At 67.7% G+C, this 24063-nt stretch carries 30 protein-coding genes and 2 pseudogenes; 26 read left to right on the top strand and 6 right to left on the bottom strand.

The genetic code is table 11. The features are described 5' to 3' along the window. Positions 1 to 163: 163 nt before the first annotated feature. On the bottom strand, positions 164 to 499 hold the full coding sequence (locus OS124_RS23440) for a hypothetical protein (protein ID WP_029375106.1): 336 nt from the start codon (positions 497 to 499) through the stop codon (positions 164 to 166). A 219-nt stretch (positions 500 to 718) separates the two neighbouring features. Here OS124_RS23440 and OS124_RS28140 point away from each other — a divergent pair, with 219 nt between their 5' ends. The 4 genes and pseudogenes from OS124_RS28140 to OS124_RS27840 all read left to right on the top strand — a co-directional run bounded on the left by OS124_RS28140 (position 719) and on the right by OS124_RS27840 (position 1831). Then, positions 719 to 847 (top strand): hypothetical protein, encoded by a 129-nt coding sequence (locus tag OS124_RS28140; protein ID WP_272941936.1) that lies wholly within the window; start codon positions 719 to 721, stop codon positions 845 to 847. A gap of 33 nt (positions 848 to 880) precedes the next feature. Then, positions 881 to 1171, top strand: a pseudogene (locus OS124_RS26350) (SDR family oxidoreductase); the annotation flags it as partial. Between the two features lie 55 nt (positions 1172 to 1226). Continuing rightward, positions 1227 to 1571 (top strand): aldo/keto reductase, encoded by a 345-nt coding sequence (locus OS124_RS27845; protein WP_337459411.1) that lies wholly within the window; start codon positions 1227 to 1229, stop codon positions 1569 to 1571. Between the two features lie 8 nt (positions 1572 to 1579). Continuing rightward, positions 1580 to 1831: an aldo/keto reductase gene (locus tag OS124_RS27840; RefSeq protein ID WP_237708053.1), complete on the top strand. Its 252-nt coding sequence runs from the start codon at positions 1580 to 1582 to the stop codon at positions 1829 to 1831. 357 nt (positions 1832 to 2188) lie between these two features. Here the strand turns inward: OS124_RS27840 and OS124_RS23430 are convergent, their stop codons facing one another. Further along, positions 2189 to 3193, bottom strand: coding sequence for a saccharopine dehydrogenase NADP-binding domain-containing protein (locus OS124_RS23430; protein ID WP_010137646.1), 1005 nt, complete (start codon positions 3191 to 3193; stop codon positions 2189 to 2191). A gap of 87 nt (positions 3194 to 3280) precedes the next feature. On the opposite strand from OS124_RS23430, the gene OS124_RS0102120 reads away from it, so the two are divergent. Further along, positions 3281 to 3649, top strand: a complete 369-nt coding sequence (locus tag OS124_RS0102120) for a winged helix-turn-helix transcriptional regulator (protein WP_010137645.1) — start codon at positions 3281 to 3283, stop codon at positions 3647 to 3649. 63 nt (positions 3650 to 3712) lie between these two features. Next, positions 3713 to 3955 (top strand): annotated as a pseudogene (locus OS124_RS27835) (IS5/IS1182 family transposase); the annotation flags it as partial. 151 nt (positions 3956 to 4106) lie between these two features. Here the strand turns inward: OS124_RS27835 and OS124_RS0102115 are convergent. Genes OS124_RS0102115 through OS124_RS0102105 form a run of 3 tightly spaced genes read right to left on the bottom strand, consistent with a single transcriptional unit; the run spans position 4107 to position 7544 of the window. Continuing rightward, positions 4107 to 5018, bottom strand: coding sequence for an SDR family NAD(P)-dependent oxidoreductase (locus OS124_RS0102115; protein WP_010137644.1), 912 nt, complete (start codon positions 5016 to 5018; stop codon positions 4107 to 4109). 1 nt (position 5019) lies between these two features. Then, positions 5020 to 5829 carry an enoyl-CoA hydratase/isomerase family protein gene (locus tag OS124_RS0102110; RefSeq protein WP_010137643.1) on the bottom strand — a complete coding sequence of 270 codons (810 nt, stop codon included), beginning with the start codon at positions 5827 to 5829 and terminating at the stop codon, positions 5020 to 5022. Then, a complete protein-coding gene (locus OS124_RS0102105) occupies positions 5826 to 7544 on the bottom strand; it encodes an AMP-binding protein (protein ID WP_010137642.1) in 1719 nt (572 codons plus the stop codon). The genes OS124_RS0102110 and OS124_RS0102105 overlap by 4 nt, the downstream gene beginning before the upstream one ends. A 122-nt stretch (positions 7545 to 7666) precedes the next feature. Between OS124_RS0102105 and OS124_RS25875 the strand changes: the two genes are divergently transcribed. The 9 genes from OS124_RS25875 (at position 7667) to OS124_RS0102060 (ending at position 14248) form a co-directional block, all read left to right on the top strand. Continuing rightward, complete coding sequence (locus tag OS124_RS25875) at positions 7667 to 8164, top strand: MarR family winged helix-turn-helix transcriptional regulator (RefSeq protein WP_010137640.1); 498 nt, start codon at positions 7667 to 7669, stop codon at positions 8162 to 8164. Positions 8165 to 8249: 85 nt separating this feature from the next. After that, positions 8250 to 9278 (top strand): TRAP transporter substrate-binding protein, encoded by a 1029-nt coding sequence (locus tag OS124_RS0102095; protein WP_010137639.1) that lies wholly within the window; start codon positions 8250 to 8252, stop codon positions 9276 to 9278. 69 nt (positions 9279 to 9347) lie between these two features. Continuing rightward, a complete protein-coding gene (locus tag OS124_RS0102090; protein ID WP_010137638.1) occupies positions 9348 to 9872 on the top strand; it encodes a TRAP transporter small permease in 525 nt (174 codons plus the stop codon). Further along, complete coding sequence (locus OS124_RS0102085) at positions 9859 to 11151, top strand: TRAP transporter large permease (RefSeq protein WP_010137637.1); 1293 nt, start codon at positions 9859 to 9861, stop codon at positions 11149 to 11151. Before OS124_RS0102090 ends, OS124_RS0102085 begins: the two co-directional genes overlap by 14 nt. Positions 11152 to 11523: 372 nt before the next feature. Then, the gene (locus OS124_RS23420) at positions 11524 to 12384 is read left to right on the top strand and encodes an AraC family transcriptional regulator (RefSeq protein ID WP_202799061.1); all 861 of its coding nucleotides are present in this window, start codon (positions 11524 to 11526) and stop codon (positions 12382 to 12384) included. 7 nt (positions 12385 to 12391) lie between these two features. Further along, positions 12392 to 12619 (top strand): hypothetical protein, encoded by a 228-nt coding sequence (locus OS124_RS0102075; RefSeq protein WP_029375102.1) that lies wholly within the window; start codon positions 12392 to 12394, stop codon positions 12617 to 12619. Further along, positions 12616 to 13224 (top strand): LysE family transporter, encoded by a 609-nt coding sequence (locus tag OS124_RS0102070; protein ID WP_010137634.1) that lies wholly within the window; start codon positions 12616 to 12618, stop codon positions 13222 to 13224. The genes OS124_RS0102075 and OS124_RS0102070 overlap by 4 nt, the downstream gene beginning before the upstream one ends. Before the next feature lie 35 nt (positions 13225 to 13259). Then, positions 13260 to 13553, top strand: a complete 294-nt coding sequence (locus OS124_RS0102065) for a chorismate mutase (RefSeq protein ID WP_237708051.1) — start codon at positions 13260 to 13262, stop codon at positions 13551 to 13553. A gap of 371 nt (positions 13554 to 13924) precedes the next feature. Then, positions 13925 to 14248 carry a 2Fe-2S iron-sulfur cluster-binding protein gene (locus OS124_RS0102060; RefSeq protein WP_029375101.1) on the top strand — a complete coding sequence of 108 codons (324 nt, stop codon included), beginning with the start codon at positions 13925 to 13927 and terminating at the stop codon, positions 14246 to 14248. Between the two features lie 12 nt (positions 14249 to 14260). Here OS124_RS0102060 and OS124_RS23415 read toward each other — a convergent pair whose 3' ends face one another. Continuing rightward, entirely contained in the window at positions 14261 to 14752 is a 492-nt protein-coding gene (locus tag OS124_RS23415; RefSeq protein WP_010137629.1) for a MarR family winged helix-turn-helix transcriptional regulator, read from the bottom strand. A 72-nt stretch (positions 14753 to 14824) separates the two neighbouring features. Between OS124_RS23415 and OS124_RS0102050 the strand changes: the two genes are divergently transcribed. The 11 genes from OS124_RS0102050 (at position 14825) to OS124_RS27225 (ending at position 24010) form a co-directional block, all read left to right on the top strand. Then, entirely contained in the window at positions 14825 to 16501 is a 1677-nt protein-coding gene (locus OS124_RS0102050; RefSeq protein ID WP_010137628.1) for a dihydroxyacetone kinase family protein, read from the top strand. Between the two features lie 98 nt (positions 16502 to 16599). After that, positions 16600 to 17802 carry a cytochrome P450 gene (locus tag OS124_RS0102045; protein WP_010137627.1) on the top strand — a complete coding sequence of 401 codons (1203 nt, stop codon included), beginning with the start codon at positions 16600 to 16602 and terminating at the stop codon, positions 17800 to 17802. 75 nt (positions 17803 to 17877) lie between these two features. After that, positions 17878 to 18987: a TRAP transporter substrate-binding protein DctP gene (gene dctP / locus OS124_RS0102040; RefSeq protein ID WP_010137626.1), complete on the top strand. Its 1110-nt coding sequence runs from the start codon at positions 17878 to 17880 to the stop codon at positions 18985 to 18987. 100 nt (positions 18988 to 19087) lie between these two features. Beyond that, the gene (locus OS124_RS0102035; RefSeq protein ID WP_010137625.1) at positions 19088 to 19600 is read left to right on the top strand and encodes a TRAP transporter small permease; all 513 of its coding nucleotides are present in this window, start codon (positions 19088 to 19090) and stop codon (positions 19598 to 19600) included. A 1-nt stretch (position 19601) separates the two neighbouring features. Further along, positions 19602 to 20918, top strand: a complete 1317-nt coding sequence (locus OS124_RS0102030) for a TRAP transporter large permease (RefSeq protein ID WP_010137623.1) — start codon at positions 19602 to 19604, stop codon at positions 20916 to 20918. Next, positions 20915 to 22102: an NAD(P)/FAD-dependent oxidoreductase gene (locus tag OS124_RS0102025; RefSeq protein WP_010137622.1), complete on the top strand. Its 1188-nt coding sequence runs from the start codon at positions 20915 to 20917 to the stop codon at positions 22100 to 22102. Before OS124_RS0102030 ends, OS124_RS0102025 begins: the two co-directional genes overlap by 4 nt. A 604-nt stretch (positions 22103 to 22706) precedes the next feature. Next, positions 22707 to 23033 carry a hypothetical protein gene (locus OS124_RS23410; protein WP_010137621.1) on the top strand — a complete coding sequence of 109 codons (327 nt, stop codon included), beginning with the start codon at positions 22707 to 22709 and terminating at the stop codon, positions 23031 to 23033. Then, the gene (locus tag OS124_RS0102015; protein WP_010137620.1) at positions 23026 to 23280 is read left to right on the top strand and encodes a hypothetical protein; all 255 of its coding nucleotides are present in this window, start codon (positions 23026 to 23028) and stop codon (positions 23278 to 23280) included. The genes OS124_RS23410 and OS124_RS0102015 overlap by 8 nt, the downstream gene beginning before the upstream one ends. Before the next feature lie 13 nt (positions 23281 to 23293). Continuing rightward, a complete protein-coding gene (locus OS124_RS0102010; protein WP_010137619.1) occupies positions 23294 to 23494 on the top strand; it encodes a hypothetical protein in 201 nt (66 codons plus the stop codon). Continuing rightward, complete coding sequence (locus OS124_RS0102005) at positions 23481 to 23855, top strand: hypothetical protein (protein ID WP_010137618.1); 375 nt, start codon at positions 23481 to 23483, stop codon at positions 23853 to 23855. Before OS124_RS0102010 ends, OS124_RS0102005 begins: the two co-directional genes overlap by 14 nt. Next, positions 23852 to 24010 carry a hypothetical protein gene (locus OS124_RS27225; protein WP_168161424.1) on the top strand — a complete coding sequence of 53 codons (159 nt, stop codon included), beginning with the start codon at positions 23852 to 23854 and terminating at the stop codon, positions 24008 to 24010. Before OS124_RS0102005 ends, OS124_RS27225 begins: the two co-directional genes overlap by 4 nt. Positions 24011 to 24063 lie beyond the last annotated feature (53 nt).

Below are 24063 nucleotides of genomic sequence, written 5' to 3'. Positions count from 1 at the left end.
AGGCCCGCCCCCGCAGAGACCGATATTGATTGCGTCAGATGCAGCCTTGGGCTCGCGCCCTCTCCTTTCCGCCGCAGCAGGATGGGACGCGGCCGGAATGCCGTGCTTCCGGCAAAGCACCTGTCTCTCCCCCCCAGGCGCAGGCCGTTGCAGCGATGGTGCTTCAGGTCGTCGGGATGGGACTGTGGCGGTGCCACTGCAAGGTATTCCGGCGAGGCCAGCGCAGCACAGGACAGATCGGCAGGGCGATCATGTCCTCAGGTACGGTGCCGCCGCAACGGATGCCCGCGTCGAACGCTTCCTGCACGATGTCGATGACATGGTCGTTGATATCGACCTCGCTCCTCACATCGGGGACCCGGCGCACGTAGCCCGCCAGGGTCGGGGCGAGCACGAGCCGTGCGGCATCCTTCGGCACGTTGCCGGCAGGGTGATCGCGGTATCGGTTCAGCGCCCGAGTGTCATCCGGGCTCCTTCGCACCTGATACAGCACGCCCAACGGAGAGCGTCATTTGCCACTGCGTGCGGCTGCGCTTGCCTCATCCTGCCCCTGCCGCACCGCCATCTGCTGACCCAAGGCAAGGCAGGGGGCCGCATGCAGATCGCCATCGCTCATGTCCTCCTCGCGCTTGATGGGCTGCTCCCCGGCATGGGGCCCGCACTGGCCGGGCCTCCGATCTTCGCCATCGCGCTGAAACTTCAACGAAAAGACTGATCCATGACTCGCATGCCGGACATCATCGCCCTCGGGAAGACCGCCGTCATGGCGCGGCCGCTGAACGGCGATTTCTGCATCCGCTGGATCGCCGACGACATGATCCGAAACCGTCCGGCGCTGTCGCGCTGACGCTCCGACGACAAGGAGGATTTCACCCAATGGATGAAATCGTCACCCCCCGCGCGGATCACCGGCGGCTCCACCGGGATCGGCCTGACGTTCGCGAAGCTGCTAGCCGAGGACGGTCATGACCTGATCATCACCGGCGCCAGCGCCCGCGTGCTGGACGCGGCAGAGACCCTGCGGACCCATGGTGCGGAGGTCACGCCCGTGCAGTCCGGCCTGTCGACGCGAGAGAGCGTGCGCGATGTCGGGGACGCCGCCCGCAAGGCCGGGCATCTGGACGTCATGGTGCTGAACGTCGGCATCGTCGCCGGCGGGAACGCCGCCACGCAGAGATCGCGCGCCCGAACCCGAAAGGAAACGACGATGCATAACGTAGCTGCAAATGGCGCGGGCATCCCCGCACTTGGCTTCGGCACGTTCCGCATGGATGACGCCGAGGTGGCCGCCGTGCGGCCCGAGGCGCTTACGCTGGGGCTGTCGCCATGCCGATACCGCTCAGGTCCAAGGCAACGAAGCCACCGTAGGGGCCGCGAAAAAAGCCACCGGCGTGGACCGCGACGGTAACTGCCTGACAACCAAGGTCTGGGTGACCGCGTGCGCAGAGGCCGACTTCCTGCCCTCCGTCGGGGAGAGCCTGAAGGAGCTGGGCATCGACCACGTCGACCTTCTGTTGCTGCACTGGCCGCATGGCAGCGCCACCCCCGCAAGGTGCAGATCGCCGAGCTGAACAAGTCCGTGACGAAGGGCCTGGCCCGCCACATCGGTGTCATCCACAGCAAGACGGCTGCTCAGGTCGCGCTGCGCTGGCTTGTCCCGCAGCCCCGCGTGGTAACCCTGTCGAAGACCGCCAAGCGCGCCCGCCTGCCCGCGAACGTCGGCAGCTTCGACTTCGAGTTGAGCGACGCCGAGATGGAGGCCATCCATGGCCATTCGCGCGCCGACCGGCGGATCATCTCGCCACGGGACATGTCCCCCGATTGGGACTGACCCCGGACTGATCTGTCCCATGCCCTCGCCGCCCCCTCCGGCAGGGGCATTCTCTTCCGAAGACCCGCCTCCTTCCTTTGCACGAGGGGCATGGGATGAGACTGCCTTCATGACTCTGGCTCGACGCTATAGGCCAGTCTGCGACGGGATAGCCCGCCCTTGCCTTGAAAGGTGCGGCATCGGACCAATGGCAAGATCGGGCTTTGACCGGTCATCTGCTGCACCCGGCGCGAACGGCCGAAAAGGGCCGGAAGCGACGGGTGCAGCATCGATCAACCGCCTTCAAGGCAGGTGCGATCCCGGCGCGATGCGGTCGCCATGCCGTCGGTCCACCATCAGCTTCAGGGAAAGACGCCCCTACGATTTTGCGCCAGGGAACGTGATATGTTGCGCGGAGAGCGCCGCGGACATATCCGCCAGACGCAAGACCTCATCGAGATGCCGCACGCCGTGTTCCTGCATGGCCTCGATCCGCAGCGCGACGTCCGCAGCGACCTGCGCGGTCATCTCTGCTTCCGCGCGGCCCTCCAGGACGAGGCGACATGCAGGCACCTGCTTGTCATCGGCAAAGGCCTCGACGACCAGCGCCGCCCGGTCGCTGCCAATCCTGAGGAAGGGCATGCTGCCGGCAAGGGCCCGTCGAAGGGCGGGCCGCGCCGCGATCCATGCCAGCGCCCGCAAGGTCAGAGGAGTGATGAGCGGTGAAGCCAGGGTCAGCCGGGTCTCGACCTTCGGGATCCCCCGGCGCATCAGGCTGTGTTGATCGGAAAAGTCGAACGGGATCGATGGCAGAGCCCGTCGGTCATCTCCGAAGCGCAGGGGCTGGATATCACTGGTGGCAAGGGGCGACAGACTGCGCAGGGTCCAGTCGATCGCGGCCGGACCGTGGCTGTCGCCCAGTCCCAGAAGGACACCGATACGAAAACGGGTCGCATCCGGGCATCGCGCGCGCGCCTCCTGCACCAGGAGGTTGGTCAACCCGGGCGCCAGACCAACCGACAATACCGCCAGCGTACCGGCCCTCGCTGCCAGGCCATCCAGTTGCTCGATCCGGCGCAGTACCGCGTCTGTGGCCGAGATGTCGATCAGGCGTGCACCACGCGCAAGAACGGCCCGTGCCAGCTCTGCGGACTGCGTGTCGAGACAACAGATCACGACCGAGGCCGTCGACAGGGGCCCGGCCCAGCTTTCGGGACGCCCGAGATCCAGCTTCGTCCCCTCGCACCCCAGGCGCGCCGCAACCGTTCGTGCCCTTGCACCGTCGCGCCCGGCGAGCGTCACCGTCCTGCCGGCCGCCACGAGCCGTCGCGCAATTTTCTGCCCCACATGGCCGTAGCCGCCGATAATGAGTATTCGTCCCATGTCATGTTCCTCATGCGTTCGGACCTGCTATAGTGCCCGCGACCGCCTAGAACACGCCGACTCTGGACTAACCAAATGGGAAGCACGATGCCCGAACCGAAAGCGCCCTCGGCCGCTGTCTGCCGTCCCGACGAATGCGTTGCCGAGGACTGGCTGGGCTTTCTGGGGCACCGATGGAACGCCCTGCTGTTGTGGCATCTTTCAGGTGGACCAAAGCGATATTCCGAACTTCAGGCGCTCTTGCCGCGGATCTCGCCCAAGGTCCTGACCGACAGGATTACCGGGCTGACGCGCCGCGATCTGGTACAGCGAACCGAGACGAACACCTATCCGCGCGAAGTCACCTACGGCCTGACCGCACGAGGAGAGGCCCTCCGCACCATCTTGTCCGAGCTTTATGACTGGGCAGCGGATGTCGCCCATGAAGATGCGTTTGGCCTCAAGCCTGCGGAGTAGAAGGCGGAAGCCGGCGCCTGATCCATTGCCCCGCAGGGCATTGCGCAACAATCTCCCTAGAGGGGTCGCACCAAGGGTGGGATGGACACCAGGCCCCACGCGGTGACCGAGACGAAGGGACGCACGATCAGGTTCTTCATGTCTGCCGGTCAGGTCAGGGATCACACTGGCGCGGCAGCCCTTCTGGGCGGTCTGCCAGCTGCGCAGAGGCTACTTGCTGACCGAGGCCATGATGCCAATTGGTTCCACGAAACCTCGCAGGACAAGCGGATCAGGACCAGTGCCCCAGCAGGCTGCAAGGCGCGCATCCCCCATCTCGCTCCGGCGCATCCATCGGTTGCAGGGGGGGGCATCGGCGGACCATCATCCCCGGGCGCATCGGATCAACGCAGGCCATTGCGATTGGGTGAAGCATCGAAGGTGCTGGTCGCGCGCCTCCTCCGTCAAGGCGCTCCGGTCATTCGGGCACTTCAACGCCACAGGTCTGCAAGCGGTCCCGGCTCAGCTCCGCCCAGGCCGCAGCGATTTCCGCCGCGGTCCAGCCGCCGGTCCGGACCAAGGCGCCCAGCTCGCCGGGGTGAGACCAGATCGACAGGCGGTCGCCTCCGATCCCCAGGCACTGTCCGGTGATGTCCCGCGCGACAGGTGAGGCAAGGAAGGTGACCAGCGGAGCGATATCCTCGGGCGTGCCGATGCCCTGCTCGGAGCGCAGGTGCTCCGGCAGCGGCTCACCCCGCTTCAGCGCCTCCACGTAGCCCGCAAGCGAGGGCATGGTCTCGGTCATCCGGGTCAGGGCGGTCGGGATGATGGCATTCACGGCGACGCCGGCTCGCTGCAGCTCGACCGCCCAGGTGCGGGTCATGCCGACGATCCCGGCCTTGGCCGCCGAATAGGCCGACTGGCCGAAGTTGCCGAGTTGCCCGGCAGGCGAACCGACGGTGATGATCGCGCCCCCCTGCCCGGTGGCGCGGAAATGCCGGGCGGCGGCGCGGCCGCACTGGAAGGTGCCGCGCAGATGGGTGCGCAGGACCAGGTCGAAGGCCTCGTCCTCGGTCTTCCACAACACGTTGTCGCGCAGCACCCCGGCATTTGTGCAGAGGATGTCGAACCGCCCGAAGGCCGCCAGCGCGGCCTCGATGCAGGTCTCGGCGCTGCCGCCGGTGCCGATCTCGGCCGCAACGGCAATGGCCTGCCCGCCCCCGGCCCGGATCTCCTCGGCCACGGCCTCGGCCGGGGCCCGGTCGAGGTCATTGACCACCACCGCCGCCCCGGCGCGCGCGAGGTCGAGCGCCACGGCCCGGCCGATGCCGCGCCCCGCGCCGGTGACCAGGGCCACCTGCCCCGCAAGGTCCAGCGTCTGTCCGGTCATCTCAACGCCCCCTGTAGCGCGGGGCGCGCTTTTCCATGAAGGCACGCGGCCCCTCGCGCGCGTCCTCGGTCTCCATCACGATGGCCTTGGCACGGTCTTCCAGTGCAAAGCCTTCCTCGAGAGGCCGCCCCATGGCCCCGGTCACCGTGGCCTTGATCTGCTGTACCGAGACCGGCGCGCTGGCGGCGATCCGGTCAGCCATCTCGCGGGCCGCCGCCATCAGCTCTGAGGGCGGGACAATGCGGTTGATCAGCCCGTGGCGCAGGGCGGTCTCGGCAGGCATCGGCACATTGGCCACCATCATCTCCATCGCAACAGCGTAGGGGATCTGCCGTGGCAGCCGCGCCAGGGCCCCGGCGAAGGGGATCACCCCCCGCGCCGCTTCCGGCAGGGCGAAGCTGGCGCCGGGCACCGCAAGGCGGATGTCGGTGGCCAGCAGGATCTCCATCCCGCCCGCCATGCAGGGCCCGTTGACCGCCGCCACGATGGGCTTGGGCATGTCGAAGCCGCGCAGCGCCGTGCGGGCATGCACCGTCTCGTCCTCGAGAAAGCGGCGGTCCCACTCGGTTTCCGGCGCCCGCGCCCCCGAGAGCAGCGGCAGCGAAAGGGCCAGGTCGCCCCCGGCGCAGAAGGCCTTGTCGCCGGCACCGGTCAGGATGACGACGCGAATCGCGTCATCCTCGGCGATCTCGCCCATGGCATCGGCCAGCCGGCAGGCGACCTCGGGGCTGATGGCATTGCGCTGCGCGGGACGGTTGAAGGTCAGCGTGGCAACATGGCCGTCGCGCTCGTAGAGGAAGGGCACGCTCATCGGGGCACCGGCACCAGCGCCCCCGAGGCGACGAGCCGCGCGGCCTCGTCGCGCAGGGCGAACTTCTGCACCTTGCCATTGGCGGTCAGCGGCAGGGCATCCATCGGCTGGATGTACTTCGGCATCTTGTGCCGCGCCATGCGGGAGCGGCAATGGGCCTGCAGGGCCTGCGGGTCCAGCTGCACCCCGGGCGCAGGCATGACGAAGGCACAGATTTCCTCGCCGAGGTCGGGATCGGGCACGCCGACCACCTGGGCCTGGCTCACGGTTTCATGGTCCAACAGACACTCCTCTATTTCGACCGGGTAGACGTTCTCGCCGCCGCGGATGATCATGTCCTTCAGGCGGCCGACGATCCTGAGGTGTCCGGTCGGCGCCAGGACGGCAAGATCGCCCGAATGCAGCCAGCCCTCTGAATCTATGGTCTCGGCGGTCTTTTCTGGCATGTCGAAGTAGCCCGCCATCGTGGTGTAGCCGCGAATGCACAGCTCGCCGCTCTCGCCCCAGGCGCAGGGGGCGCCGGTCAGGGGATCGACGATGCGGATCTCGGTGCGCGGCAGCGGCGTTCCGGCGGTGGCCAGTTGCTCTTCGAAGCTGTCGTCGGGGCTGGTCAGGGTGATGACCGGGCTGCATTCGGTCATCCCCATGAGGATCAGGGGATCGCCGCCGGTCTGTTCCTTCATCCGCCGCATCAGGCTGGGGGGAATGTTGGTACCCCCGGTGAAGGCCTTGCGCAGGGTGCGGGTGCGATATCTGGCGAAATCGGGGTGTTCCAGCATCCGGGTCATCATCGTGGGCACGGCGTTCAGCACCGTCGGCGCATGGGCATCCCAGAGCTGCAGCATCCGTCCCGCCTCGAAGCTGTCCATGGTGACGAGGTGCCCGCCCGACACCAGCATGGTCATCACGTTGCAGACACAGCCGGCGGTATGGAACAGCGGCATCGCCGAGAGCAGCACGTCCGAGGGGCCGAAGCCCCCCCGGTCCGCCGTCAGCCGGGCGTTGTTCACCGTCGACCTGTGGGTCAGCATCGCGCCCTTGGGCTTGCCCGTGGTGCCCGAGGTATACTGGATCTGGCAGACGTCGCCGCTTTGCACCTCTGCCTGACGGGCCGCGAGCTCGCCCGGCGTCACTGCCACGGCGCCCGCGCACATCCGCTCGAAGGGCATGGCGAAACCGGGCGCCCCGGCAAGGCCGATCAGCAGCTCCAGCCCCGGCAGCTCCGTACCGTCCCGACGGCGGCCATCGCCAAGCCCGGCGAGGTCGGGCATCAGCTCCTGCAGCGCCGCGGCAATGTCGTTCGACCGGTAGCCAGGCGCGAAGATCAGCGCCCGGGCGCGGCTCTGGCCCAGAACATAGGCCAGCTCGTCGCGCAGCAGGGCCGGATTGACCGTGACCAGCACCGCACCGGTCTTGGCCAGCGCATATTCCAGCAGAACCCACTCGGCGCAGTTCTGCGCCATGACCGCCACGTGATCCCCCCTGCGGAGTCCCAGGGCCATCAGCCCGCGCGCCACCTCGTCCACCGCGTCGCGCAGCTCGCCGTAGCTCCAGGCTGACCCGCCCGCCCCGGCGCCCTCGTCGACGGTCACGGCGGGGCGCGACGGGTGCAGCGCCGCCTGGCGGTCCAGCATCTCGCCCAGCGTCACCTCGAGAATCTCGGGCCCGCTGTCGTCGGGTTTCCACCAGGCACGGGTGTCCAGTTCGGTCGTCATTTCAAGCACTCCTCCACAGCGGCCCGCCTCCCCCAGCAGTCAGGTCGCTGGACAGGTCACGAAAGGGATGCTATCGAATAGTTCGACATCAATCAATCTGACATCGAACGATTGGGCACACCATGAGCGACGCTTCCGAGATCCCGACCGCCGAGTGCGACGCCGAGAACCCCGACGCCCTGCTGCCCCTCGGCGAGGAGCTGCAGCATTCGCTCAACTTCCAGATCCGCATGGCGCAGATCCTGTCCTACCGGCAGTTCGAGAAGAAGCAGCCGGGCTATGGCGGCGCGGCGCGCTTCCTGGGCCTGCTGTCGATCGTCAAGAACAACCCCGGCGCGCCGCAGCATCGCCTGGCCGAGGCGGTTGGGCTGCAACGCTCCAGCCTGGTCCCGATTCTCGACCGCATGGAAAGCGAAGGCATCGTGGAGCGCCGCGACGTCGAAGGCGACCGCCGCGCAAAGGCGGTCTTCCTGACCGGCAAGGGCGACCAGGTGGTCGCCGAGCTCAGCGCCTCGGCGCTGCAGATGGAGCGCAACATGACCGCCGGTCTCAGCCCGGAGCAGATCCGGGTCATGGTCGAGGGCCTGGCCCGGATCGTGGAGAACCTGCGCAAGCTCTGACAGCAAAGGACCGGTCCGCGTGGAGGAGATGCGGTCCGGATTTCAGTTGCCGCCCAGGGGCGGCACGTTTTCAAGGGAGGACTACATGAAGAAGACACTGCTCGCCGCGGTTGCCACCACGGCCCTCACCGCCCCCGTCGGCGCCATCGCCCAGGAGGTCTCGCTGGCCTTCTCGCACTGGCTGCCGCCGGTGCATTCGCTGCAATCCACCGGCTTCGAGCCCTGGATCCAGTCGATCTCGGAAGCCTCCGAAGGGCGCATCGCCATCGATCTCTATCCCGCACAGCAACTGGGTGCGGCCCCCGACCACTACGACATGGCGCGCGACGGCATCGCCGACATCACCTTCATCAACCCCGGCTACCAGGCCGGGCGCTTCCCGATCATCGCGGCGGCCGAGCTACCCTTCCTGGTGTCGAACGCGACCACGGCCAGCAAGGCGCTGCATGAATGGTACATGGACTACGCCGAGCAGGAGATGCCCGACGTGAAGGTCTGCATGGTCCACCTGCACGAGCCCGGCCTGCTGCACGGCACCTCCGGCCCGGTCGCCGCGCCCTCGGACCTGCAGGGCAAGAACGTGCGCCCGCCGCAGGGCACCATCGCCAAGATGATCGCCACCGCCGGCGGCAGCACCGTGCAGGTGCCGGTCCCCGAAATGCGCGAGATCCTGTCCTCGGGCGCCGTCGACATGACCACCTCACCCTGGAACTCGCTGATCCTGTTCGGGGTGGACGACGTGGTGACCCACCACCTCGACCTGCCGCTCTACTCGGTGGCCTTCGTCTACGCGATTAACAAGGGCGTATACGAGGGCCTCTCGGAGCAGAACCGCGCGGTGATCGACGCGCATTGCACCCCCGAGTGGTCGCAGAAGATCGCCACCGGCTGGGCCGAGGTCGAAGCCGGCAGCCGGTCCGACTTCGAAGCGCGCGAGGATCACACCTTCTACGTCCCGGACGAGGCGCAGATGGCCGAGTGGACGGCCCTGTCGGATACCATCCGCACCGGCTGGGCTAGCGATGCCGCCGCGGCGGGCCTCGAGGATCCGCAGGGCACCCTGCAGGACCTGGTCGATGGCCTGACCGAGGCCGGCGGCGCCTTCGGGCAGTGATGCCCTGCCCCGGCCCCCTTCGGGCGGGCCGGGGCCCTTCCCCTTCCTCTCGACGAACCGGAGGTCGCATTGCGCGCCATCAATCTGTTCATTCGCGGGATCGAGGTCGTCTCGGCGCTGTTGCTGGGGGCGGTCATGCTTCTGGTCGTGGCCTCGACCCTGGGGCGCTATGCCTTCGCCGCGCCCATCCCCGACAGCTTCGACATCGCCCGCCTGCTGGTCGGCGCCTGCCTCTTCTGGGGGTTCGCGGTGATCGGCTTCCGCGGCGGACATATCCAGGTTGACCTGCTGGTCGATGCCACCGGCCCGCGCCTGCGCCGGGTGATCAACAGTTTCGCCTGGGGCGTGCTGCTGCTCTTTGCCGGGCTGCTGGTCTGGAAGGTGCATGGCGCGACGCTCTCGGCAATGCGCTCGAACCAGCTGACCTATGACCTGCGCCTGCCGATCTGGCCCTTCTACGGGCTGATCTGGCTGGGCATGCTGGCCAGCCTCTTCACCATCGCGATCAAGCTCTGGCGCATTGCCAGCGGCCGCGACCAGCTGAGCTCTGCCGAAGCGCAGGAAATCGAGGACGTGGCCCATGACACTCGCTGACCTCACCGCCATCGGAGGTTTCGTCGCGCTCTTCGCCATGCTGCTGGTGCGGGTGCCGATCGGCGTGGCCCTCGGGCTTGTCGGGCTTGGCGGCTTCGCGATGATCCGCGGCGTCGGCCCGGCGTTGAACCTACTGGCCACGGCGCCGGTGCGCACCGTCACCGATTTCAACCTGACGCTGGTGCCCTTCTTCATCCTGATGGGGATCCTCGCCACCAACTCGGGCATGAGCCGCGAGATGTTCCGCGCCGCCAACGCCTGGTTCGGCCAGTTCCGCGGCGGCCTGGCGCTGTCGACCGTGGCAGCCTGCGGCGGGTTCTCGGCGATCTGCGGCAGCTCGGTCGCCACGGCTGCCACGATGACAAAGGTCGCCCTGCCCGAGATGCGCCGCCATGGCTACCGCGAGGACGTGGCCACGGGTGTCATCGCCGCCGGCGGCACCCTCGGCTCAATGATCCCGCCCTCGGTGATCCTGGTGATCTACGCCTACATCACCGAAAACGACGTCGGCCAGCTGTTCATCGCAGGTGTCATCCCCGGCCTGCTGGCGGTGCTGCTCTACATGGGCACGATCCTGACCATGCACCGGCGCGGCCTGCCCGCCGGCAGCCCCTTCGACTGGCGCGAGGCCCTTGCCGCCCTGGCGCCGATCTGGGCCGTCACCCTGCTGTTCATCGCCGTCATCGGGGTGATCTACATGGGCATCGCCACCCCGACCGAGGCCGCCGCCGTCGGCGCCTTCGTCACCCTGGTGATCGGCGTGGCGCGCGGCCGGCTCAGCTTCCGCACCATCCTCGACAGCCTCGTCGAGGCGCTGCGCACCTCGGTCTCGGTCTACACGGTGCTGATCGGAGCCGTGCTCTTCGGCTACTTCCTGGCCATCACCCGGGCCCCGCAGAAGCTGACGGACTGGCTGGTCGGCCTCGATTTCTCGGCCTATGGCACCCTCGGGCTGATCCTGCTGGCCTTCATCCTGGCGGGCTGCATCCTGGACACCATGGCGATGATCCTGCTGCTGGTGCCCATCGTCTACCCGGTGGTGATCTCACTGGGCTTCGATCCGATCTGGTTCGGGATCATCGTGGTCATGGTGGCGGAACTGGGGATGATCTCTCCGCCCGTGGGCATCAATGTCTTCGTGATCAACACGATTGCCCGGGACGTGAAGCTGACGACGATCTTCCGGGGCGTGATCCCCTTCATCTTCACCGACCTGCTGCGCCTGGTGCTGCTGATCGCCTTTCCCGTCCTCGTGCTCTGGTTGCCCGGCACGATGTAACCCCTTCCGACCGCGCCACCCCGTGGCGCGGTCGCCACGACCTTCGGCCGTTGGCCGCTGCCCAAGGCCAGCGAACGGATCGGGGTCAAGGCATCTCCCATCAGGGCGGGCTCCCTCTCCTGTCAGCCGAGCGCGGAACCGACGGCAAGCCCACCGCCCAGAAGCATCTTTCCCTGACTTTCAGATCCCCCTCCGGACGGACGGACGGAAGTGCGCGCAAGGGCGGACCTTCATCGCAAGCTGAAAGGACGACCCCAAGGCGGACATGAGGGGCTCTCGCCGGGCGTTGCATGAAAAACCGCATCGGTCAGAATGCCACGACGCGCTGGCCTGCCATTTAGATCCTCGACCTCGTCTGGCGTAGATTGGTAAATGAATGCGATGCCTGACCCGTCGTCTCACCATGCCATATTGCTTCCAGCCTGCCTGGCAGGCGTCGAGGGCGTGTCTCTTGCCTCGGCGCGAACCTTTCCGCGCCATTCCCACGATCAGTTTGGCCTGGGCGTGGTGCGTGCCGGCGGACATGCGTCGTGGTCCGGTTGCGGGCCGGTGGAGGCGGGGCCGGGCGACCTGATCGCCGTCACTCCCGATGAGATGCACGATGGTGCGCCGATCGGCGAGGCCCGCACCTGGGAGATGATCTACATTGACCCCGCCATGGTCGCCCGCCTTGCAGGCGCTGAGGCCGCGCGCCGCGAGATCGGCTTCGGGGCCTGTCATGATCCGGGTCTCGCCCTGCTTGCGGATGCCGCTCTGCGCGCGCTGGCGTGCGGGGAGGCGAATGAGGTTGAGGAGACGCTGACCGATCTGCTGACGACCGTACTCGCGCCTCGTCGTGCGGGTGACCTGATCGCCTGGCGCAGCGCGCCCTCTCTGGCCACCCGGCGCGTCAAGGAGCGCATCGCCGACCTGCCCGACGCGCCCCCCTCTCTCGACGAGGTGGCGGCGCTGATGGGGATGGGCCGGACGGGGGCATTGCGAAGGTTCCGGCGCGAGACCGGGGCCACGCCCCATGCCTATGCGATGCAGTTGCGTCTGCGCCTGGCGCGACAGGCTCTCGCGGCGGGAGAGAGCGCAGCAGGTGTTGCCGCGGCATTCGGCTTTGCCGACCAGGCCCATCTGACCCGCGCCTTCGCGCGCCAGTTCGGCCTGCCGCCGGGGCGCTGGCGGGCGGGGGCGATCGGACACAACGCCAAGATCGTTCAAGACGGAGAGTCCTCGACCGGTGCATGACCGGGCGATGACAATCTTCTTCGACACCCCGCATGACCGCTGCCGGACCAGTCGCCAAAGAGCGATTGAGGCCGACTGCCTGACCTTGCGTCGCGCCCAGACCGCCCTCGAAGCACTGCGCGAGGCGGCGGTACGAGACGCGCTTGTCCGAATCGTGCCGGACCACGGGACAACGGTTCGCATCGCCCTGTCGCGCGATGGCGCCGGGGCCTTTGGCGTGGGGGCCGCCACATGACCTGGTCTTTCTTCGCTACCGCACTGATCGTTGTTCTGATGCCCGGCACCGGCGTCATCTATACTCTGGCCGTCTCTCTGGCGCAGGGTTTGCGGGCGGGTCTCGTCGCGGCGGCGGGCTGCACGCTTGGCATCGTACCCCATATGGCCGCCTCGATCCTGGGCCTTGCCGCGCTGCTCCACGCGAGCGCCCTTGCCTTCCAGGCCCTGAAGCTCGCCGGGGTGGCTTTTCTGCTCTGGATGGCATGGCAGGTCTGGCGGGGGACCGGGGCCCTTTCGGTTGAGCGGCAGGCCCCTCACCAGCCTGCGTCGCGACTGATCCGTGACGGCGTGGCGCTGAACCTGTTGAATCCGAAACTCTCGGTCTTCTTCCTGGCATTCCTGCCCCAGTTCGTGCCGGCAGAGGCACCGGACGCCGCCTGGCGCATGGCCGGGCTGGCCCTCGTCTTCATGGTTTTGACCTTCGCCGCCTTCGCCCTTTATGGTGCCTTCGCAGCCACCCTGCGGGACCGCGTGCTGTCGCGCCCCGGCGCGATGGCCTGGCTGCGCGGCGGCTTTGCCGCCTCGTTTGCCGCGCTCGGGCTGCGGCTCGCCTTGATGGAGTGACTGAGATGACCCGTTCCCCCGCAGACTGCGAGACCATGGCCGAGCTGCGCCAGGAAATAGACAGGATCGATGATGCGCTCATTGAGCTCCTTGTGCGCCGGGCGGGCTATGTCGACCGCGCTGCCACGCTGAAGCGCGGTGAAGGCTTGCCGCCGCGGACCTCGGATCGCGTCGCGGAAGTGATCGCGCGTGTCCGGCAGCGGGCCGCGGCGCAGGCGCTCGATCCCGATCTGGCCGAAACGCTCTGGACCGCGCTGATCGAATGGGGAATCGCGCGGGAAGCCAGCCTGATGGCAGATCCGGATCACGCCGCCCCCCAAGAGCCGTGAGGCTGTCATCCTCTCATGTGACTGCCCGTCACTTGCTTCTGCTGACCGTGCGCCGGCCCGGCCCGGCCCCTAGGGGCACAGCGCGGCGGCCTTTCGGCTCTTGCCATTCCCCCTCTGCAGACCGCCTCGGCGGGTGAAGCCAAGATCATGCAACAAAGGCCTCCGCCCCCCGAGGTTGCTGTTCATCGTCTGCGCAGCGTCCAGGCGACCGGGCTCAAAGAGGCCAATTGCGTCGCATGAGCGGCTGCTTCCGGGAAACGGCGACAGCGGAACAAGGCCCGCGCGCGCCCCTAGCCCGAGCCGCCAGGAGTGCCGGCACATTGTTGCATATTAAACCAGTTGCTATATAAACCTCCCTGAGGAGGATCGACATGACACGAATCGTATTTCGCACATCCGAGGGCAAGGACCACCCGGTGGAGGTGGAGCCCGGTACAAGCTTGATGCTGGCTGCGATCAGCAACGGGCTGGAGGGAATCGTCGGCGAATGCGGTGGCTCCGCCATGTGCGCAACCTGCCACGTCTATATTGCCGAAGAAGATGACAGCCGCGTTCCGCCGCGTGCCGCGATCGAGGATGACATGCTGGAAAGTGCCGCCGACGAGGTGACCGAGCGCAGCCGCCTGGGCTGCCAGATCCTCGTTACCTCCGCGATGGAGGGCATGATCGTCCAGATGCCAGCCTGCCAGTACTAGCGGGATGCGACGTCAGCTCTTGCCGGTCAGGTCGCGATCCACGGCCTCGACCTTCGACAGGTTCTCGGTCATCCGGCGCAGCAGACCGAAGAGTACCTCGCGCTCCTCGCCCTCGATACCGTCCAGAAGCGCCGCCTCGCGACGCAGGGCGATCTCGATGATCCTATCGTGCATCTCGGCCCCCTTCGGGGTCAGGAAAAGACGCCGCTTGCCAAGTTCCAGCCGCGCCACGGCGAGACCCAGCACCTCGAGCCTGCGCGTCGAACGGCTGACCACGGACTTGTTCATCGCGACCATCTCGGACACCCGCAGGGCCTGCACGCCGGGCTCGTTGCGCAACGCCGACAGGATGCGCCATTCGTTCAGACCGAGGTCGAAAAGGGTCAGGTAGAGCTGGGATGCCCCCCAGGACAGCCGGTTGCTAATCAACGACAGGAAATAGGGAGCATAGCTGTGCGCACGAACGGAGAGGTCCCCGTCGGTGACAATCTGGTCATCGGCCATCAGTGCTCTCCTCTTGTTGTCGCGAGATGCTACCGAAACAAGTTTAATTGCAAACTGCAATGGGAGGAACCAATGAAAAAGTTGATCAACGAGGTGGCCTCAGTCGTTCCGGACGCCCTGTCGGGCTATGTACGCAGCCAGCCGGGCCTGCGCCTGATCGAGGGGCGTACCATCGTCCTGCGGGCTGACCTGGAAGCGGTGACAGGCGCAGGCAAGGTCGCCCTGCTGTCCGGTGGCGGCTCCGGTCACGAGCCGGCCCATGCGGGCTTCGTGGGCAAGGGCATGCTGACCGCTGCGGTGGCGGGGGATGTCTTCGCCTCGCCCTCCACCGACCAGGTCCTGGACGGCATTCGCGCCGTGGCCGGGCCGGGCGGCGTCCTGCTGATCGTGAAGAACTACACCGGCGACCGGCTGAACTTTGGCCTGGCAGCGCAGATCGCGCGCGGCGAGGGGATCGAGACAGAGCTGGTGGTGGTCGATGACGACTGCGCCCTGGGCAGCGCCGAGGACACTGCCGGCCGCCGCGGCATCGCGGGCACCGTGCTGGTGCACAAGATCGCCGGTGCCGCCGCCGAGGCCGGGCTGCCCCTGGCCGAGGTGAAGGCCCGTGCCGAGGCGGCCATCGCCGCCGTGGGGTCAATGGGTGTGGCCCTGTCGCCCTGCACCGTTCCCGCGGCCGGGCGTCCGAATTTCGAACTGGGCCCTGACGAGATGGAGCTGGGCCTGGGCATTCATGGCGAAGCCGGGCTTGAGCGGGTCCCCCTGTCCTCCTCCCGGAACGTGACGGACCTGATGATCGGGAAGATCGTGGCCGACCGCGACCTGGCCGCCGATACCCCGGTCTGCCTGCTGGTCAACAACCTGGGGGCCACCCCGCCCATGGAACTGGCCATCGTCACCGGCGACGCGCTGACCGCATGCGCCCGCCGTGGCCTGAGGGTCGAACGGGTGATCACCGGGACGCTGCTGACCGCCATCGACATGGCCGGCGTTTCGCTGTCGCTGATGCGCCTGACCGAGGCCGACCGCGCGGCTCTGGACGCGGAGACCGCGGCCCCCGCCTGGGCAAGGGCCACCTGCCCCGCCGAGACCCCGGTAGTGCCGGCCCCCGCACAACCGGCGCAAGACGCAGCCAGCGGCGAGGGCGACGCCACCCTGCTGCGCGTCACCCTGGCCTGCTGCGAGGCGATCATCGCCGCCGAACCCCAGCTGACCCGCATGGATCAGATCGTGGGGGACGGCGACATTGGCCGCTCTCTCGCCTCGGGGGCTGAGGCCATCCTGGCCGCAGGGCCGCGCCTGGCCACCCTCTCTGGCGCCCCCTTCTGGCGAGAAGTCGGAGCTATCGTGCGCCGCAGCACCGGCGGTACCTCCGGCCCGCTTTACGCGATCCTAGCGACTGCCGCCGGCAATGCGCTGGAACAGGCCGAGGGCGCGGCAGCGGCACAACTGGCACATGCCTTCGACGCCGGGGTCACGGCCCTTCAGGCACTTGGCGGAGCACAGGCCGGGGACCGGACCATGGTCGATGCGCTGCTGCCGGCGGCCCGCGCGATGGAGGGCGCAGACACCATGGCGCAGGCGCTGCAGCGCGCAGCCCAGGCCGCCCGCGAGGGGGCCGAAGCGACCAGGGACATGCGCCCGCGCCGCGGCCGGTCAAGCTATGTCGGCGATCGCGTTCTGGGTCATGTCGACCCCGGCGCAGAAGCGGTTGCCCTCTGGCTCGACGCCGCCGCCCGCGCGCTCTGAACCAATCCCGATGCGGAGAATTCCTCCGCAGCACGACAATTGAGTTGCAAAGTAAATTTGTTGCTCATTAAACTATCTGGAGGAGGAGACCCCAGATCATGACAGTGACCGACACGCGCCCCGTGCTCGACATCGATCCGTTCTGCGCTGAGGCCCGCAATGACCCCGACGCGCTGGATCGCGCCATCCGCGAGGCCGGGCCGGTGGTCTGGATCCCGAAGTACGGGTTCTGGGCCACCGGGCGGGATGCCGAGATCCGCGAGATCTTCGGCGACTGGAAACGCTTCTCGTCGGCCTTCGGCACCGGGATGACCAACGTCGTGCGGGACGAGCCCTGGCGCAAACCCTCGATCATCCTCGAAGCCGATCCGCCGGTGCATACGCCCAACCGGCAGGTGCTGGCCAAGGTGCTGTCACCGCGCGCCCTGCGGCGGCTGGCCGAGGGCTTTGCCGCCGAGGCCGACCGCATGGTCGACGCGCTGGTCGAGCGTCGCCGCTTCGACATCGCCGCCGATCTGGCCTTCGCCTTCCCCTTCAAGGTCCTGCCCGACGCTGCCGGGCTGAAGCCTGAGGGGCGGTCGCATCTGATGCCCTATTCCACGTTGAATTTCAACGCCATGGGCCCCAAGAACGAGCTCTACCAGGAGGCCCGGCGGATCGTCGAGGAGAACGGCACCTTCGCCTATGTGGCCGAGCAGATGCGCGAAGAGAACATCCTGCCAGACAGCTTCGGCGCCGAGATCTACGCGGCGGCCCATGCCGGAGAGATCAGCCACGAGGATGCGGGCATGCTGGTGCGCGCCTTCATCTCGGCAGGGATCGACACCACCGTCTTCGGCATCGGCCTGACCCTGATGTCGCTGATCGAACGGCCCGGGCAATGGGACATGCTGCGCGCCGACCCGACGCTGGCCCGCCCCGCCTTCGAGGAGGGCCTGCGCTTCCGCGCGCCCAGCCCGGTGATCGGGCGCACCACCCGCGCGGCGACCGACTTCGCCGGCGTCCGCATGGGGCCCGAGGAGAAGGTTCTGATGTGGCTTTCGGCCGCGAATCGCGATCCCGCCAAGTGGGAGGATCCCGACAGCTATGACATCACCCGGCGCCCGGTCGGCCATCTGGCCTTCGGCACCGGGATCCACGGCTGCGTCGGCCAGATGGTGGCCCGGCTGGAAGCTGAAAGCGTTCTGCAGGCCCTGGCCCGCAAGGTGCGCCGCATCCACCTGGCCGGCACGCCCGAGCCGGTCCACATCAACTGGCTGCGCGGCTACCACTCGATCCCGGTCGAGGTGGAGCCCGCCTGAAAAATTACCGATGACGCCGCGCCGGAGGAGGGCGCGGCGGTCCTAGCAAGGGACCAATTCAAGGGAGGACCCAAGATGAAGATGACCATGACACTCGCCGCCACGGCGGCCCTGTTTGCGGGCACGGCCCTGGCCGAGACGCCGATCTACGGCTCCTGGCCGCCGGCGTCGGATTATCTCAACACCGACACCCTGCCCGAGGCCTTCGCCCAGATCGAGGCCGAGACCGACGGCGAGATCCAGTGGGAGCTGATCGCCGGCGGCCAGCTCTCCGATGGGCGCGGCTCGCTTGCGGCGGTGGACGACAACCTGATGCAGGCGGGCCTCGCGATCCCGGTCTACACGCCCGAGGCCATGCCCTCCCTGACGCTGCTCTATTCCACCGTGGTTCCAGGCGATGACCCGGTGGCCGTGGCCGGCGCGGCAGCCCAGACGATCTTCCTCGACTGCCCCGAGTGCCTGGACGAGGCGAGGGACAACAACGTGCTGCCGCTCGGCGGGTTCGCCTCGGCCTCGTACCGGCTGATGTGCACCAAACCCGTCGCGACCATGGCCGACCTGAAGGGCATGCGCGTGCGCGCCACCGGCGGCTATAGCGAAATGGCGGCCCTGGGCGGCGCCACCCCGATGTCCGTCACCCTGACCGAAGCGGTCAGCCTGCTGCAACGCGGCGGGCTCGACTGCCTGATGGCGGCGCGCGAATGGCTGCAGACCTACGGCTACGGCGAATATGCCAAGCATGTCACCGACCTGCCGCTCGGCGTTGCCGCCCCGGCCGTCGGCTTCGCGATGAACCGCGATACCTTCCTGGACATGAGCCCCGAGGCCCAGGCCGCCCACCTTCGCGCCTCTGCCCTGGTCACCGCCAAGCATACCATCGGCAACTACGTCCTGCGTGACCAGCAGAGCTTTGAAGCCCAGCAGGCCGAAATGGGCGTCGAGCTGGTTCCGGCCGGAGAGGACATCGCCGCCATGGTCGCCGGCTTCGTCGATGCCGACCGCGCGCGCCTGATCGAGAACGGCAAGCAGCTCGGCCTGGCCGATCCGGGTGCCCTGCTCGACACCTACCTGGCCAACGTCGAGACCTGGCGCGGCTACTCGGCCGAGATCGGCACGGATGTCGATGCCTTCTCCGCCAAGCTCTGGGAAGAGGTCTTCTCCAAGGTCGACCCCGGATCGCTCTGATCCCCTGAGCCTGGCCGGCCGGGGCGCTGCGGCGTCCCGGCCTCCCTGCCCTCTCCCGTTTCTGCACCCCGATCCCCATTCCCCTGCAACCGGAGGCGTCATGACCCGCCTGAACCGAATGCTGTCGCGCGTGGCCGATGCCCTCTTCTACGTCGCGATGCTGGCCGGTGCGCTGATGATGATCCATGTCACCGTCGACGTCGTCTCGCGCACCGTCTTTCACCACCCCCTGCCCGGCACCGGCGAGATCACGGCGACCTACTACATGATCGCCGTGGCCTTCCTTCCCCTGGCCTGGGTCACCCTGCGTGACCAGCATGTCAGCGCCGACCTCTTCGTCGCCTTCATGCCTGACGGGATGCGCAAGGGCTCCGAGATCTTCGTGGAACTGCTGAGCATCGCCTATGTCGGCGCTTTCGTCTGGCAGACCTGGGTCTCGGCCATGGCCAAGACCCGCCGCGCCGAGGTCTGGGAGATTTTCGGCGGCTACCTTCCGATCTGGCCCACCCGCTGGCTGCTGCCCGTGGCGGGCACCGCCATGGTGCTGGTGCTGCTGCTGCGCCTGGCCGAGCGCCTCACCTCCCCCACGACCCCGATGACGGAGACCGAGTGACATGGACAGCCTGATCTTCGGCCTTGTGACCCTGGCCATCCTGTTGACCCTGATCGGCCTGCGCACCCCCATCGGGGTGGCGCTCGGCGTGGTGTCGGTCTGCGGCCTGGCCTATGTGCGCAACTGGCCCATCGCCCTGTCGATCCTGCGCGAGACGCCCTTCTCCTTCGCGGCCAGCTGGGATCTGACCGCGATCCCGATGTTCCTGCTGATGGGGGCCATCGCCAACCAGTCCGGGATCTCCAGCGCCCTCTTCCGCGCCGCACGGCTCTGGTTCTCGGCCCTGCCCGGTGGGCTGGCCGTGGCGGCCAACATGGCCAGCGCCGGCTTTGCGGCGGCCTGCGGCTCGTCCCTCGCCTCGGCGGCGGCCATGGGCCGCCTTGCCATCCCAGAAATGCTGCGCACCGGCTACGACAAGGGCCTGGCGACCGGTGTCATCGCGTCGGCCGGTACGCTTTCGGCCCTGATCCCGCCTTCGATCCTGCTGGTCCTCTACGGCGTGTTCGCCGAGGTCTCCATCTCGCGGCTGCTGATCGCCGGGGTGATCCCGGGCCTCCTGACGGGTGCCGCCTACGTGGTGATGATCCTGATCCGCTGCCGCCTGAACCCCGCCCTGGCGCCCAGGCTGGCCGAGGCGGACCTTGCCACCCTGAAGCGCGACCGCATGTCCTCGCTGAAGGAAACCTGGCCCCTGGGCGTGCTGATCCTCGGCATCATCGGCGGGCTCTACGGCGGCATCGTCACGCCCACCGAGGCCGGGGCCGTGGGCGCCGCCCTGGCCCTGGCCATCTCCCTGGTCCAACGCCGCATGACAAGCCGGCGCTTCCTCGAAGCCCTGAAGGAAACGATGTCGGTCACCGCCCAGATCTTCTTCGTCGGCATGGGCGCCGTGATGTATACCCGCCTGCTGTCGCTCACCGGTGTCAGCTCGATGCTGGTCGACATGGTGGGGGGCTGGGCCGGCGACCCCCTGCTGGTGGTCATCGCCCTGTCGATCGTCTTCCTGATCCTGGGCATGTTCCTGGATCCGCTGGGCATCATGCTGATCACCATGCCGGTCTTCCTGCCGATGATGAAGGCGCTGGACCTCGACCTGATCTGGTTCGGCATCATCGTGGTGAAGTACATCGAGATCGGCATGATCACCCCACCCATGGGCATGAACGTCTTCGTGGTGAAATCAGTGGTCGGAGACGAGGTGCCCATGTGGACCATCTTCCGCGGCGTGGGCTGGTTCCTGCTCTGCGAGGTGGTGGTGATGACCCTGCTCATCGCCTTCCCCTCGATCACGCTCTTCCTGCCGGACCTGATGCAATGAGCCGGGTCGTCATCATCGGCAGCGGCCAGGCCGGCGTGGACTGCGCCTTCGGCCTGCGCCAGCAGGGCCACACCGGCCCGGTCACACTGGTCGGCGACGACCCGGAGCTGCCCTACCAGCGCCCGCCCCTGTCGAAGGACGTGCTGAAATCACGCGGCGAGACCGGCTGGATGCCGCTGCGCGGCGAAGCCCTCTATGCCCGGCAGGACATCACCCTGCGGCTTGGTCAGCCGGTGCGCGAGATCCGGCGCACCGACCGTCAGGTGATCCTCGCGGACGGCAGTGCCCTGCCCTACGACCACCTGGTCCTGGCGACGGGGGCGCGCAACCGCCTGCCCCCGCTGCCCGGCCTGGCCGAGGCTGCGCCGCTGGCCCTGCGCAATGCCGCCGACACCCGCCGCCTGATCGCGGCGCTGCCCGGCGTGGCCCGTCTGGCCATCATCGGCGGTGGCTTCATCGGCCTGGAAACCGCAGCCGCGCTGCAGGGCAGCGGCATCGAGGTCACGCTGTTCGAGGCCGCGCCCCGTCTCATGTCGCGCTCCGTCTCGCCGGAGCTGTCGGACTGGTTCCGCCGCTTCCACGAGGCCCGGGGCACGACCATCCGGCTGGAGGCCCGGATCGAGGAGGTCCGCCCCGGACAACTGCTTCTGGCCGGCGGAGAGGTCCAGGCATTCGACGCCCTCCTGCTGGCCGCAGGGGTCATGCCCAACGTGGAACTGGCCGAGGCTGCCGGCCTGACGACCGGCAACGGGATCTGCACCGATGACACCCACGCCACAAGCGATCCCGCCATCTTCGCCATCGGCGACTGTGCCGAGGCCCCCACCCCCTTTGCCGTGGGCCCCGTCCGCCTGGAATCCGTGGCCTGTGCCTCGGAACAGGCGCGCCGGGTCGCCGCGATCCTGACGGGAAAGCCCCCGCCGCCCCCGGCCCCGCCCTGGTTCTGGTCCCATCAGGGCAGCGCGCGCCTGCAGATCGCGGGACTGGCAGACCCCTGCGACACCATCGAGGTCGAAGGGCCCCTCGCAGACATCTCCGACGCCGCCACACTGATCATCCGCCGCTACCGCGACGGCTGCCTCACGGCGGTAGAAACGGTCAATCAGGCGCGCGAGCACATGCAGGCCCGGAAGACCCTCAGTTCCCTCAGAGACAGCAAGGTTGCCGATCGAAGCCGCCTCTGACCTCCTGGGCGACCGGTGTGCTTCTTTCTCCGGCTCGCCGCGCACCTGAACGGCAGGCCCCGTGCAGGCCCGGAGAGGTCTTCCCTTACGTTTCGGATCCCCCGTGTGAGGAAAGGCGCCTGTGGGCCCCTCGTTCAACGCTTCCGAAGCGCCAGGAGGCGCGCGCCACCGACATCAGGACGTCGGATCAGGGCCTTAGAAACAGCCGCGGTTGCGCCCTCACCGAAGGCGGAGCCTTGGCGCATCGGATCATGAGCTTGTGAGATTGGCAGACCCTGACGCAAGCCGGGCAATACTGCCTGCCGGCCGGCCACTGACGGACCGTCATGAGACAGGGACGAAATTCGCGCGTGGTCAGAAGTCTGCGCCACGGTGGAAACAAGTTCCCAAGCGCTCGTCTCAGCTGGACATTTGAGGGGAAGTGGCGCACCGGGGAGGATTCGAACCCCCGACCCCTTGATTCGTAGTCAAAGGCTCAGGCTGAAAATCTCATAACTCCAGACAGATACGGGACCGAGTTGTGTCGAGAGATCGAAACAACCACAGCCCTGGGCGCCGTTCTGCGCGCCCGGGGCCGAGAAATCCCAACCTGATGGAGGCTGTTATGAACGGAATTGAGAGCATCGCCGCAGAGCGCGCGCGCCAGATCTCGGTCGAAGGCTGGACGCCCGAGCATGACGACACGCACGATAGCGGAGAGATGGCGGTTGCGGCTGCAATCTATGCCGCGCCGGGCGCAAGGGACGGACTGCCCGTCGGAGAGCGACCGCGATCCAAGATCCTGCCGTTCTGGCCATGGTCAAGCGACTGGTACAAGCCGAAGTCTCGCCGCGAGGACCTGGTGCGGGCCGGCGCCCTGATCGCTGCCGAGATCGACCGCCTCGACCGTGCCGAGGCCGCCCGCATCAACTCTGGAGGCTCGGATGCTTGACCGAGACGAGAAGATCGAACTGCACAACCAGGTCCGCGAGATCGAGCGGCTGGTTGAGGCGATGAACGGCCCCTTCATGGAGACCGGCCAGATCCTGAAGCAGCTCAGCGCCCTGCGGGAAGCGTGGCTGGACGACGAGATCGAGCGCTGCGAGTTCTGCGGGTCGGAACACCTGCTGAGCGAGGACGCCCTGATCCTGACCGAAGACGGCCGCGCCTGTGAAGGCTGCACCGAGCCAGCTCAGTAACCTGGGTGCGAACATGGATAACGATCCCCACACCGGCGTCTTCTCACCCACCCACGACGCGCTGAACCGAATGAAGCGCGCACACGAGCGCGGGACCGGCTGCCACCTGACGGCCGAGATGATCAACTCACTCTATGTCACCGTTATCGGCTCCATGTGGGTCGAGGATGACCCGCGCAAAGCCACCCCTGGAGGCTCCGATGACCAGCCCTGAAGACCACCTGCAGAAGCTCTATCGGAACGGCGATACCTACTACCGCGTGATCGGCTACATCGACCGGCCCGCGCTTCACCTGGAAGACCCGATCACGGGGAAGCGGGCGGTAGTAGTGATCGACAGCCCCCAGCACCGGGACATGAAGGAGATCGAGGCGGGCGAGGCATTGCTGATCTCGGAGCGCCAATTGCCTGACCGCATCACCGCGCTGCGGGCGCTGCTGGTGAAGACAGAGGACGCAGGCCGAGACGCCTACATCGCCGACACCGTGTCCGAGGTCGCCCACGCCGCGAGCCGACTGGCAGATGTGCAGCAGGAAATCCTGCGCATCCTGATCAGCGAAGGAGAAGGAGGATGATCTGGGCGTGGAAATGGGGGCTGACAATCCGCCTCGGCCGTCACCTGCTGAAGCTCAGGACGCCCACCGACAAACCCTTGTTCTCTGAGCGGTATGGCCCGGTCAGGACCATCGCCAGCTTCAGGGGGTTCCGGCTGCTCTATGATCGGCTGTAGCGCCGGGGCACAGGCCGCCCCTGACCGCCCGTCACCTTGGGCTCGGCGCGGCG

This window comes from Oceanicola sp. S124, from assembly GCF_000220565.1.
GTDB lineage: Bacteria > Pseudomonadota > Alphaproteobacteria > Rhodobacterales > Rhodobacteraceae > Pseudooceanicola.
This window is presented reverse-complemented; position numbering and strand designations above follow the sequence as displayed.

What these genes read in the sequence shown, in the direction of transcription:
- OS124_RS28140 (WP_272941936.1), top strand. Translation starts at nt 719, where the DNA reads ATGACTCGCATGCCGGACATCATCGCCCTCGGGAAGACCGCCGTCATG.
- OS124_RS27845 (WP_337459411.1), top strand. Translation starts at nt 1,227, where the DNA reads ATGGCGCGGGCATCCCCGCACTTGGCTTCGGCACGTTCCGCATGGATG.
- OS124_RS23430 (WP_010137646.1), bottom strand. Translation starts at nt 3,193, where the DNA reads ATGGGACGAATACTCATTATCGGCGGCTACGGCCATGTGGGGCAGAAA.
- OS124_RS0102120 (WP_010137645.1), top strand. Translation starts at nt 3,281, where the DNA reads ATGCCCGAACCGAAAGCGCCCTCGGCCGCTGTCTGCCGTCCCGACGAA.
- OS124_RS0102115 (WP_010137644.1), bottom strand. Translation starts at nt 5,018, where the DNA reads ATGACCGGACAGACGCTGGACCTTGCGGGGCAGGTGGCCCTGGTCACC.
- OS124_RS0102110 (WP_010137643.1), bottom strand. Translation starts at nt 5,829, where the DNA reads ATGAGCGTGCCCTTCCTCTACGAGCGCGACGGCCATGTTGCCACGCTG.
- OS124_RS0102105 (WP_010137642.1), bottom strand. Translation starts at nt 7,544, where the DNA reads ATGACGACCGAACTGGACACCCGTGCCTGGTGGAAACCCGACGACAGC.
- OS124_RS25875 (WP_010137640.1), top strand. Translation starts at nt 7,667, where the DNA reads ATGAGCGACGCTTCCGAGATCCCGACCGCCGAGTGCGACGCCGAGAAC.
- OS124_RS0102095 (WP_010137639.1), top strand. Translation starts at nt 8,250, where the DNA reads ATGAAGAAGACACTGCTCGCCGCGGTTGCCACCACGGCCCTCACCGCC.
- OS124_RS0102085 (WP_010137637.1), top strand. Translation starts at nt 9,859, where the DNA reads ATGACACTCGCTGACCTCACCGCCATCGGAGGTTTCGTCGCGCTCTTC.
- OS124_RS23420 (WP_202799061.1), top strand. Translation starts at nt 11,524, where the DNA reads ATGAATGCGATGCCTGACCCGTCGTCTCACCATGCCATATTGCTTCCA.
- OS124_RS0102075 (WP_029375102.1), top strand. Translation starts at nt 12,392, where the DNA reads ATGACAATCTTCTTCGACACCCCGCATGACCGCTGCCGGACCAGTCGC.
- OS124_RS0102070 (WP_010137634.1), top strand. Translation starts at nt 12,616, where the DNA reads ATGACCTGGTCTTTCTTCGCTACCGCACTGATCGTTGTTCTGATGCCC.
- OS124_RS0102065 (WP_237708051.1), top strand. Translation starts at nt 13,260, where the DNA reads ATGGCCGAGCTGCGCCAGGAAATAGACAGGATCGATGATGCGCTCATT.
- OS124_RS0102060 (WP_029375101.1), top strand. Translation starts at nt 13,925, where the DNA reads ATGACACGAATCGTATTTCGCACATCCGAGGGCAAGGACCACCCGGTG.
- OS124_RS23415 (WP_010137629.1), bottom strand. Translation starts at nt 14,752, where the DNA reads ATGGCCGATGACCAGATTGTCACCGACGGGGACCTCTCCGTTCGTGCG.
- OS124_RS0102050 (WP_010137628.1), top strand. Translation starts at nt 14,825, where the DNA reads ATGAAAAAGTTGATCAACGAGGTGGCCTCAGTCGTTCCGGACGCCCTG.
- OS124_RS0102045 (WP_010137627.1), top strand. Translation starts at nt 16,600, where the DNA reads ATGACAGTGACCGACACGCGCCCCGTGCTCGACATCGATCCGTTCTGC.
- dctP (WP_010137626.1), top strand. Translation starts at nt 17,878, where the DNA reads ATGAAGATGACCATGACACTCGCCGCCACGGCGGCCCTGTTTGCGGGC.
- OS124_RS0102035 (WP_010137625.1), top strand. Translation starts at nt 19,088, where the DNA reads ATGACCCGCCTGAACCGAATGCTGTCGCGCGTGGCCGATGCCCTCTTC.
- OS124_RS0102030 (WP_010137623.1), top strand. Translation starts at nt 19,602, where the DNA reads ATGGACAGCCTGATCTTCGGCCTTGTGACCCTGGCCATCCTGTTGACC.
- OS124_RS0102025 (WP_010137622.1), top strand. Translation starts at nt 20,915, where the DNA reads ATGAGCCGGGTCGTCATCATCGGCAGCGGCCAGGCCGGCGTGGACTGC.
- OS124_RS23410 (WP_010137621.1), top strand. Translation starts at nt 22,707, where the DNA reads ATGAACGGAATTGAGAGCATCGCCGCAGAGCGCGCGCGCCAGATCTCG.
- OS124_RS0102015 (WP_010137620.1), top strand. Translation starts at nt 23,026, where the DNA reads ATGCTTGACCGAGACGAGAAGATCGAACTGCACAACCAGGTCCGCGAG.
- OS124_RS0102010 (WP_010137619.1), top strand. Translation starts at nt 23,294, where the DNA reads ATGGATAACGATCCCCACACCGGCGTCTTCTCACCCACCCACGACGCG.
- OS124_RS0102005 (WP_010137618.1), top strand. Translation starts at nt 23,481, where the DNA reads ATGACCAGCCCTGAAGACCACCTGCAGAAGCTCTATCGGAACGGCGAT.
- OS124_RS27225 (WP_168161424.1), top strand. Translation starts at nt 23,852, where the DNA reads ATGATCTGGGCGTGGAAATGGGGGCTGACAATCCGCCTCGGCCGTCAC.